An 8962-nucleotide genomic window follows, 5' to 3' on the forward strand; every position below is an offset into this window, starting at 1 on the left:
AGGAAAAAGATGGCGCAATCGGACTTATATGGCGTTTTAGGCGTTGCAAAGGACGCCAGCCAAGCAGAAATCAAGAAAGCCTATCGGCACTTGTCAAAGAAGTATCACCCGGATTTGAACAAGGCTCCAGACGCGGCTGAGAAATTCAAAGAGGTTCAGGATGCCTATGATGTATTAGGTGATGAACAAAAACGGGCTAACTATGACCAATATGGGTCAGCCGATGGCGCTCAAGGCGGCTTTGGTGGTTTCGGTGGCGGTCAACAAGGTGGCTTCGGCGGCTTTGGTGGCGGCGGTGGCTTCGATGACATTTTCAACCAATTCTTTGGTGGCGGCGGTGGCCAGCGGAATCCTAACGCACCACGGCCTGGTCGGGACCTTCAGTACCAGATGGACTTGAAGTTTGAAGAGGCCATCTTTGGGAAGAAGACCAAGATCAAGTACAACCGTGAAGCCCAGTGTCATACCTGTGGCGGGAACGGTGCCAAGCCAGGGACCACCCCCGAGACCTGCTCACGGTGTAATGGGTCAGGGTATGTGACGACGGTAACGAACACGCCGTTGGGCCGGATGCAGAGCCAACAGCCTTGCCCGGTTTGTCACGGAACTGGTAAAGAAATCAAAGAAAAGTGCCCAACTTGTGGTGGTTCTGGTCATGAAGAAGAACGGCATGAAGTTGAGGTAACCATCCCAGCCGGAGTCGATGACGGTCAACAAATGCGGTTACAGGGTCAAGGTGAAGCCGGTCAAAACGGCGGTAGCTATGGCGACCTTTTCATCATCTTCCAAGTTGAACCTAGCAAGGACTTCCGGCGTGACGGGACCGAAATCTACTTTAATCAGGAGATTTCCTTCGTCCAAGCCACGTTGGGTGACGATGTGACGGTCAAGACGGTTCACGGTGACGTTAAGCTCAAGGTGCCAGCAGGAACACAGGGTGGCACGACCTTCCGCTTACACGGCAAGGGTGCGCCTCGTTTACGTGGTAATGGTAACGGGGATGAACACGTGACGGTCAAGGTCGTCACGCCAAAGAACCTGAACAAAGGGCAGCGTGACGCCTTACGTGACTTTGCGAAGGCTAGTGGTGAAAATGTCACAGGGAGTGGCAAAGGTAACTTATTTAACAAAATGCGTGATAAATTCAACGAAAATTAGTCGGCAAACGAAAGTGCGATAATGACTAATCTATCAAGGCTGCTGAAGATTTTCAGCGGCCTTTTTTGTGTCCCGCAAGTAAAGCCGCAATTTTGAAAAGAAAAGAAAACGTTAAGGTTGAGTAGTGTTGTTTGCAATCCCTTGGTAGCAATGATAACCTCAAAACATAAGGAGTGTGGCAGGGGCCACAAAACTCCTCTTCAAGGACGGGTCATTCGTCGGGGAAAATGAGTCCCGGACTTGAGGATCGATCGGTAGCTAGCTTCGGGGGCGAATGAGCTAGCAAACTTTGGGGGTGAATTTCATGAGAGCAAAGTGGCTGGCTATTTGGCATCAGCCTGTGGTCGCGTTTATTGGCTGGACCGCATTCTACTTTGTAATTTTGATGGCATTAGTTTATTTATACGGTTACAGTGGGTTAAATAACTCGACATTTATTTACAACGAGTTCTAGTTGAGGGGTCAACAACTAACCATGTAATCGAAGAGTCTTTGGGGGGGATAAAGAATGATTAAAAACATGATCACGGCGATCGATGAAATCGCTGTGCATGATCCGCAACGCATTGCTTACGATGATCTAGGACACACGAACACTTACGGTGAGTTAAAACAACGCTCTGACGCTTTGGCGGCCCACCTAGACGGCTTGTCACTGCCACGTGAAGCGCCCATTATGGTTTTTGGGGGTCAGACGTTTGATATGATGGCGACCTTCTTAGGGGTCGTTAAGAGCGGTCACGCGTACGCACCAATCGATACGCACTCACCGTTAGAACGGGTAACGACGATTAACGAAATTGCCCGGCCCGCCGCAGCAATTGCTGTGAGCGAGTTGCCCACAACTTTAGGGGCAACGCCGGTGATTACACCGAGCGATTTAGCAGGGATTTTTGCTCAGACCGTTGACTATCAGGTCGATCACGGCGTAACGGGTGATGAGAACTACTACATCATCTTTACGTCTGGAACGACGGGAAAACCTAAAGGGGTTCAAATTTCACACACTAATCTGTTAAGCTACGTCAATTGGATGCTGAGTGACGATTTTGCTTTACCAGCGACACCACGGACGCTTTCACAAGCGCCGTACTCGTTTGATTTATCTGTGATGGACTGGGGACCAACGTTAGCCGCTGGTGGGACGCTGGTCGCGTTGCCGAAGGTCGTTACCGATAACTTCAAGCAATTATTTGAGACGTTACCAACGATGGACTTAAACGTCTGGGTATCCACCCCATCTTTCGTGGATATCTGCTTAATGGAACCGTCGTTTGACGCCGCCCATTATCCTAACCTGAGCCGCTTTTTGTTCTGTGGTGAAGAGTTAACGCACGCCACGGCGCAGAATTTACACCAGCGGTTCCCAGCAGCACGGATCTTCAACACGTACGGGCCAACGGAAACGACCGTTGCGGTGACACAAGTTGAAATTACCGAACAGATTTTGGCCGATTACCCACGGTTGCCAATTGGGTATGCCAAGGACGACACGGAGATTCTCGTGGTCGATGATCAGCTTAACCCAGTGCCTGCGGGGACTGAAGGCGAGTTGTTGATTTGCGGACCGTCGATGTCCAAGGGTTACCTGAACAACCCAGAGAAGACAGTTAAGGCCTTTGTGCCACTAAACGGGCGGACCGTTTATCGGGCAGGAGACTTGGGTGTTCAATTGGATAACGGCTTGATTATGTATCGTGGGCGAACGGATTTCCAAATCAAGTTGCACGGGTACCGCATCGAGCTGGAAGAGGTCAACCACTACCTGTCACAAGAAGATCATATTCAAGTGGGGGTTGCGGTGCCACGGTATGACCGGAACCACAAGGTGAGTCAATTGATTGCCTGGGTCGTTCCGGCTGACCATAACTTTGATAGTGAATTAGCTTTAACTAAGGCGATTAAGGAAAATTTACAGGGCGGCGACATGATGGAATATATGATTCCGCAGCGCTTCGTCTACAAAGAAAACCTACCGATGACTCCCAACGGCAAGGTTGATATTAAATCTATTATTGCCGAGGTCAATCAGTAATGTTGACGTTTGAACCTTACGGTAACCCAACGTATTTCGCCTTGTTGGGCGTGGCATTACTGCCACTGATGATTGGTCTCCTGTACGGCAAACGGTCACGCTTGTACGAAACGTTGATTTCAATCTTCTTCTTGGTCTTAACCTTTGGGGGCTCCAAATGGACCCAAGGGGTGGCCTTGATCATCTACATTTTGTACGAGGTGGGATTGACCTGGGGGTATGCCGTTTACCGGAGGCATAAGAATTCAGGACCGTTCTTCTATCTGATGGTCATTCTGGCCATTGCACCGCTAACCATTGTGAAGGTGACACCAGCCGTTGAAAATGGGCAGGCGTCACTGATCGGCTTCCTGGGGATCAGTTATCTGACGTTCCGGGCAGTTCAGACCATTATGGAAACGCGGGATGGAACGTTAAAGAACTACAATCTGATGACGTTCCTCCAATTTATGCTGTTCTTCCCAACGATTTCTTCAGGACCAATCGACCGTTACCGGCGATTCGAAAAGGATTACCGGTCCGTGCCGAGTCGTGAACAATACTTGGGAATGTTACAAAAGGGTATTCGCTATATTTTCGTGGGGTTCCTGTACAAATTCGTTCTGGCGTACTACTTTGGGACGATGCTGATGCCGAAGCTCCAGTTGATGGCGATGCACTCACGGGGTGGGTTTATGGACCTGTCCTGGCCAGTGGTTGGGTACATGTACGCGTACAGTGCCGACTTGTTCTTTGACTTCGCGGGTTACTCGTTGTTTGCGGTGGGGACGTCCTATATCATGGGAATCGCTACACCAATGAACTTCAATCAACCGTGGCGGTCACCGAACATCAAGGACTTCTGGAATCGTTGGCACATTACCTTGTCCTTCTGGTTCCGTGATTTTATCTACATGCGCCTGGTCTTCTGGTTCATGAAGCATAAAATCTTTAAGAAACCGACGACGACCGCTAATGTGACTTACATTATTAACATGTTAGTCATGGGGTTCTGGCACGGGGTGACGTGGTACTATATCGCTTACGGCCTGTTCCACGGGGTAGCGTTAATGGTCAACGATATGTGGTTGCGCTACAAGAAGAAGCACCGAAAGAGTATTCCACATAACGGGTTTACTCAGATCTTTGCCATCTTCTTAACGGCCAACCTGGTCTGCTTTAGCTTCCTAATCTTTTCGGGGTTACTCAACAAATTGTGGTTCAACTAACTTAGGTTATTAATTTCATCGAGGGGGAATTTATTATGAATATCAAAGAAACTGTATTGGAAATTTTGAACGATTTAACGGGGAACGATGTTAGTGGCGCAATGGACGACAACCTGTTTGATAGCGGGTTACTCGACTCCATGGGGTCCGTCCAACTCTTATTGCAATTACAAAGTGAACTGGATGTCACCGTACCAGTTTCTGAATTTGAGCGGTCAGAGTGGGACACGCCCAACAAGATCATTGCGAAAGTAGAAAGCATGGCCTAGCCAATGGCAAAGCGACTTCTACGGATCTTTGGTCCGTTAATACTCGCGGCAATTCTGGTTTTTGCGGTGTTAGCGATGCCCGTCAAGTTGGGCCTCAGTAAGGTCAGTGCTAGTCGGGAACGACAGGCGGCGGTGTCACTTTCTCCGAACGTCTTAAAGGGTAAGCGCATCAAGGAAGCAGCGTTAAAGGGCAAATACGTTCCATTCTTCGGTTCATCGGAATGGTCACGGTTCGACCCCATGCATCCATCCGTGTTGGCCCAGAAGTACAATCGGAGTTATCGACCATTTCTACTTGGTGCGCGGGGGTCACAATCCCTTACCCAATACTTTGTGATGCAAAATATTCAGGGGGAACTGCGCAATAAGAAGGCCGTCTTTGTGATTTCACCACAGTGGTTCGTCAAGGATGGGACGCGTAAGGATGCTTTCGGGTACTACTATTCCCAGTTACAAACGACTGAGTGGTTGACCCACTTCCGTCACGATGCCATTGACCAGTACGCGGCAAAACGGCTGTTGCAGATGCCGGTTGCCAACTCAGATCACTTTATTTACCAGGCCTTACAACGAGTCGCAGCGGGGAAGAGCTTGACCAAGTATCAGCGGTTCTATTTGCAAACACGCAAGAACATGTTGACGCATGAAGATCAGTTCTTCTCTGGCATTGACCTACCATCGCAAAACTTGAACCGAGTCAACCAGCAAGCCAAGAAGTTACCCACTCATTATTCTTACTCGGCACTGGATGCACTCGGTGGTCGGATTGGGAAAGCGGAAACGGGGAATAATCCGTTCCGCATCAGTGATAAGTTTTATAATCACGGGTTGAAGCAACAAATACAGAAGGGTAAGCTGAAGAATTTCCAGAAGGACTTGTCTTACACCGAGTCACCGGAATTCGCAGACTTTCAACTTTGTCTGGATCAATTTGCCCGGCTGAACACGAACGTCATGTTTATCATTCCGCCAATCAACGCTAAGTGGCAGAAATATACGGGACTTTCGGCGTCGATGCTGAAGCAATTTGACCAGAAAATTCACTATCAATTGCAATCGCAAGGGTTCAACAACATCGTTGACCTGAGCGACAAGGGAAACGTGCCATACTTCATGACTGACACGATTCACTTGGGCTGGCGCGGTTGGCTAGCGGTCGACAAACGGGTAGATCCGTTCTTGACCAGACAGCAAAAGCAACCAAACTATTCGATCAGTGATAAGTTCTATTCAACCAAGTGGCAAAACTTAGCACCGTCTCAATTAGAGCAGTATGAAAACAATACGAAATAAATGTGTTAAGTAAAACGGGTTCCTGCCGATGGTGGTGGGAACCCGTTTTGTTAGTTGGGGTTGAGTTAGTGCGAGCGGATTTGGCTATGGCCGCTGGCGACTCTGGCTGCATTGGCCGTTTCTCCGAGTAATCTTAGCTACTTTAGGTTTTCTGCTGAGTCTATAATCCTTGTTTGTAGGTCTGACCAATGTAAGCCGAGAGGTTGCCAGATATGGGCTCAGGCGCGTCGTTCTGCTTAGTTGACGGTGTTTTTCCGTCAGCTTAGCAGAAGACCAACCTTGAAGACTCGGTTTTTTCGAGGCTTCAAGTTGTGTCCGCACCGTTCCAGCCCATATCTGGTGACCGGTAAGGCGAAGGAGACAAAGCCAGCTAACGTCAAGTTTGTACTTAGGGCGGCTGGTTTGGTATAATTGTCGAGACATGGCGTTTAAGAAAGTAGGAAATCAACATGGATCTTGAGAAATTAAAAAACCATCAAAAATACATTCGCAACTTTTCCATTGTGGCCCATATTGACCACGGAAAATCAACGTTAGCAGACCGTATTCTGGAGCTAACGGATACCATCTCCAAACGCGATATGCAAGATCAAGTGTTGGATAACATGGACCTTGAGCGTGAACGGGGCATTACCATCAAGCTTAACGCGGTGGAATTGACCTATCACGCCAAGGATGGTCACGACTATGAGTTTCATTTGATCGATACCCCGGGACACGTGGACTTCTCCTATGAGGTCTCACGGAGCCTGGCAGCTTGTGAAGGGGCCATCTTGGTCGTTGATGCCGCCCAGGGTGTCGAAGCGCAGACGCTGGCTAACGTGTATCTGGCGTTGGACGACAATCTGGAAATTGTACCGGTCGTGAATAAGATCGATTTACCGGCTGCTGACCCCGAGAAGGTCAAGCAAGAAATCGAAGACGTGATTGGTTTGGATGCCTCCGATGCCGTCCTGGCCAGTGCCAAAAAGGGTATTGGGATTCCAGAACTCTTGGAACAGATCGTCCACAAGGTGCCAGCGCCAACTGGTGATTTGGATGCGCCACTGAAGGCCTTGGTCTTCGACTCCGTTTACGATGACTACCGTGGAGTTGTGCTGAGCGTGCGGCTCTTTGAAGGGACCGTTCAGCCGGGCGATAAGATTCGTTTGATGAACAGCGGCAGTGAGTATGAGGTGACCGAGGTCGGCGTCAACTCACCTAAGCCGATCTCTAGGGACAATCTGATCGCCGGCGATGTGGGTTATATCACGGCCAGCATCAAGGATATTACCGATACGCGTGTTGGGGATACGGTCACCAATGCCGCTCAACCAGCCGAAAAGGCGTTGCCGGGCTACCGGGAAATGAGTCCCATGGTGTATGCCGGGCTCTACCCAACTGACAATGCCAAGCTGAACGATTTGCGCGAGGCTTTGGAAAAATTGAAGTTAAACGATGCTGCGTTGGAGTTTGAACCAGAAGCCTCACAGGCGTTGGGTTTTGGGTTCCGGTGTGGGTTCTTGGGGATGCTCCACATGGACGTTATCCAGGAACGGCTCGAACGGGAATTCGATTTGGATTTGATCACGACGGCGCCATCCGTTACGTACCACGCGTACTTGACGGACGGTGGCATGAAGGAAGTTGAGAACCCAGCAGAAATGCCGGAAGCTTCCGCCATCAAACGAATCGAAGAACCCGTGGTCAAGGCAACGATTATGGCACCTAACGATTACGTGGGGGCCGTCATGGAACTCTGCCAACACCGGCGGGGCCAATTCTTGACGATGGAGTACCTGGATGACTACCGCGTGAATATCATTTACAACATGCCGTTGTCGGAAATCATTTTCGACTTCTTTGACAAGTTGAAGTCCAGCACGCGGGGTTACGCGTCATTGGATTACGAAATGAATGGCTATCAAGCGGCCGACTTGGTTAAGATCGACCTGCTGTTGAACGGTGACAAGGTCGATGCACTGAGTTTCATTGCCCACAGAACGTTTGCGGCGGCTCGGGGCCGTGAAATTGCCTCTCGTTTGAAGAAAATCATTCCCCGCCAAAACTTCGAAATTCCAGTCCAAGCGGCCATTGGGGCAAAGATCATTGCCCGGACGACCATCAAGGCCTACCGGAAGGACGTTACCGCCAAGCTCTACGGTGGTGACCGTACCCGGCGGATGAAGTTGCTGGAGAAGCAAAAAGTTGGTAAGAAACGCATGAAGGCTGTCGGAAAGGTAGATATACCTCAGGAAGCGTTCATGGCAGTTTTGAAGACTGATGAGGATGAAACTGAGTAAGGAATGCTGATATAACAGTATTTACGCCACATATCAGGTAGTTGCATTTTGCCTGATGTGTGGCGTTTTTTGGACTCTTCCCGTGTAGGTAGTGAATAATTGACGAAGAGTCGTTTTAGTCACTAGACACTTGGCTTTTCACGTAGAACATGTAGAATAGAAGTTACCTGAAATTGGATCATTGATAATGAGGAGGACTGAAGATGGCTAGTATTAAATTAAGTGATGCGTTTGTTGCCCTGTTACAGCGTAAGGGGCTGGCTCAAAAGAATTTAATCTTGTTGACGGATGATGGTGGTGGTAAGTATTCACTGCAGGGTGGTGCTTGTACGATTGGGACTAATTTCTCCCTGATTGTGATTGATAAACCTGATCAGGAGTACCCCATCAAATTAAATAATGACCAGGGAATTCGGCTTTGGACCTCCGATTACGACATGATGTTCTTGGAATCGGGTGTATCAATGGACTATGGTAATGGTCAGATCTCTATTAAAGATGATGCTTACGCCGCCTTGGACAATGGGGTGCGAATCGCGAATGGTCAGGATGTGCTTGATGCGTTTGAACAAGGAATCACGATGAAGGGTGAATCCTGCTAGGGCTTGAATGCACATAGCTGATGAAATAGAAAAAAATAATTGAAGCTCTATCCGATTGAAACTTTTAATTGGATAGAGCTTTTTTAGAACAACTAAAGGTTGAAAGTTCCAAAAT

8 protein-coding genes are annotated in these 8962 nt (G+C 48.9%); all 8 read left to right on the forward strand.

Annotated features, from left to right (window positions below; genetic code table 11):
- The first annotated feature begins 9 nt into the window (after positions 1-9).
- Positions 10-1158 carry a molecular chaperone DnaJ gene (gene dnaJ, locus FC99_RS12875; RefSeq protein ID WP_048735931.1) on the forward strand — a complete coding sequence of 383 codons (1149 nt, stop codon included), beginning with the start codon at positions 10-12 and terminating at the stop codon, positions 1156-1158.
- Positions 1159-1462: 304 nt separating this feature from the next.
- Complete coding sequence (locus tag FC99_RS12880) at positions 1463-1612, forward strand: teichoic acid D-Ala incorporation-associated protein DltX (protein WP_048735932.1); 150 nt, start codon at positions 1463-1465, stop codon at positions 1610-1612.
- Between the two features lie 54 nt (positions 1613-1666).
- A complete protein-coding gene (gene dltA, locus FC99_RS12885; RefSeq protein ID WP_048735933.1) occupies positions 1667-3193 on the forward strand; it encodes a D-alanine--poly(phosphoribitol) ligase subunit DltA in 1527 nt (508 codons plus the stop codon).
- Positions 3193-4401 (forward strand): D-alanyl-lipoteichoic acid biosynthesis protein DltB, encoded by a 1209-nt coding sequence (dltB, locus tag FC99_RS12890; protein ID WP_048735934.1) that lies wholly within the window; start codon positions 3193-3195, stop codon positions 4399-4401. The genes dltA and dltB overlap by 1 nt, the downstream gene beginning before the upstream one ends.
- A 35-nt stretch (positions 4402-4436) precedes the next feature.
- A complete protein-coding gene (dltC, locus tag FC99_RS12895) occupies positions 4437-4670 on the forward strand; it encodes a D-alanine--poly(phosphoribitol) ligase subunit DltC (RefSeq protein ID WP_048735935.1) in 234 nt (77 codons plus the stop codon).
- Positions 4671-4673: 3 nt separating this feature from the next.
- Positions 4674-5963, forward strand: coding sequence for a D-alanyl-lipoteichoic acid biosynthesis protein DltD (gene dltD, locus FC99_RS12900; RefSeq protein ID WP_048735936.1), 1290 nt, complete (start codon positions 4674-4676; stop codon positions 5961-5963).
- 449 nt (positions 5964-6412) lie between these two features.
- Positions 6413-8245, forward strand: a complete 1833-nt coding sequence (gene lepA, locus FC99_RS12905) for a translation elongation factor 4 (RefSeq protein WP_048735937.1) — start codon at positions 6413-6415, stop codon at positions 8243-8245.
- A 203-nt stretch (positions 8246-8448) separates the two neighbouring features.
- Complete coding sequence (locus FC99_RS12910; protein WP_048735938.1) at positions 8449-8847, forward strand: iron-sulfur cluster biosynthesis family protein; 399 nt, start codon at positions 8449-8451, stop codon at positions 8845-8847.
- The last annotated feature ends 115 nt before the right edge of the window (positions 8848-8962 follow it).

It is taken from the genome of Levilactobacillus koreensis JCM 16448 (genome assembly GCF_001435525.1).
GTDB classification, from domain to species: Bacteria; Bacillota; Bacilli; order Lactobacillales; family Lactobacillaceae; genus Levilactobacillus; species Levilactobacillus koreensis.

Bases quoted from the DNA above. Each gene is read 5' to 3' on its own strand.
- FC99_RS12910 (WP_048735938.1), top strand. From the start codon at position 8,449: ATGGCTAGTATTAAATTAAGTGATGCGTTTGTTGCCCTGTTACAGCGT.
- dltD (WP_048735936.1), top strand. From the start codon at position 4,674: ATGGCAAAGCGACTTCTACGGATCTTTGGTCCGTTAATACTCGCGGCA.
- lepA (WP_048735937.1), top strand. From the start codon at position 6,413: ATGGATCTTGAGAAATTAAAAAACCATCAAAAATACATTCGCAACTTT.
- dnaJ (WP_048735931.1), top strand. From the start codon at position 10: ATGGCGCAATCGGACTTATATGGCGTTTTAGGCGTTGCAAAGGACGCC.
- dltB (WP_048735934.1), top strand. From the start codon at position 3,193: ATGTTGACGTTTGAACCTTACGGTAACCCAACGTATTTCGCCTTGTTG.
- dltC (WP_048735935.1), top strand. From the start codon at position 4,437: ATGAATATCAAAGAAACTGTATTGGAAATTTTGAACGATTTAACGGGG.
- dltA (WP_048735933.1), top strand. From the start codon at position 1,667: ATGATTAAAAACATGATCACGGCGATCGATGAAATCGCTGTGCATGAT.
- FC99_RS12880 (WP_048735932.1), top strand. From the start codon at position 1,463: ATGAGAGCAAAGTGGCTGGCTATTTGGCATCAGCCTGTGGTCGCGTTT.